The organism is Microbacterium sp. UBA3394, assembly GCF_002358725.1.
Taxonomy (GTDB): domain Bacteria; phylum Actinomycetota; class Actinomycetes; order Actinomycetales; family Microbacteriaceae; genus Microbacterium; species Microbacterium luteum.
Genome location: NZ_DEPK01000026.1, coordinates 10,274 through 11,054, shown reverse-complemented (window position 1 = coordinate 11,054; position 781 = coordinate 10,274). Strand labels below are relative to the sequence as shown.

The window sequence follows — 781 nt, the reverse complement described above, 5'->3', positions numbered from 1 at the left end:
GCGCATGCCGGAGTCGCCCGAGGTCCACGCGCTGACAGAGGCGTTGCGATCTCGACTCCTGGATGCGCGTATCGCGCGTATCGACCTCGCGGAATTCCGCGTGTGGAAGAGCCGTGATCGCCGGCCCGAGACGTTGGCGGGTGCGGTGATGACGGGCGTCACACGTGCCGGCAAGCACACGCTCGTCGCGACCGACCGAGGGGTTCTGGTCATCTCCTACGGGCGCGCCGGGTGGGCGCGCTGGCATGGCGACGGATCGGATGACGGCGACGGCGGCGACACCGCCGGCCAACGCGACGAGCCGCCGGTCGTCGCGACGCCCGAGACGGATCATGATGGGCCGGTCCGCCTCACGGATGGGGCGGACTGGCTGTCGTTCTCGCTCGCGCTGGTCGAGGACGCGCATACGCTGCCGGCCATTGCCGCGCTGGGGCCGGATCCGGCGCGGTCCGACTACACGCGCGCCGACTTCGACGGCGTGGTGGTGGGACGGCGCAAGCAGCTGAAGGCCCTCCTGCAGGAGCAGAAGTCGTTCGCGGGGGTGGGGAATGCGTACTCGGACGAGATCCTGCACGTCGCGAGGCTCTCTCCGCTCGCACAGGCGTCGACCCTCACCGAGGATGAACGCGACCGGCTGTATGACGCTCTCCGTTCCGTGCTCCACGACGCCGTCACCGCGAGAGCCAGGGTGCCGATCGCGCACCAGAAGGCCGCGAAGACGGCGGCGATGCGTGTTCACGGACGCGCACACGAGGCATGCCCCGTGTGCGGCGGCGTCATC

General features: G+C 70.3%; 1 protein-coding gene. It reads left to right on the top strand.

Features of this window, described 5'->3' with window-relative positions; genetic code table 11:
* Window positions 1-4 precede the first annotated feature (4 nt).
* Window positions 5-781: DNA-formamidopyrimidine glycosylase family protein (locus B4E30_RS01340; RefSeq protein WP_286793177.1), on the top strand; the 777-nt coding region annotated here is incomplete at its 3' end.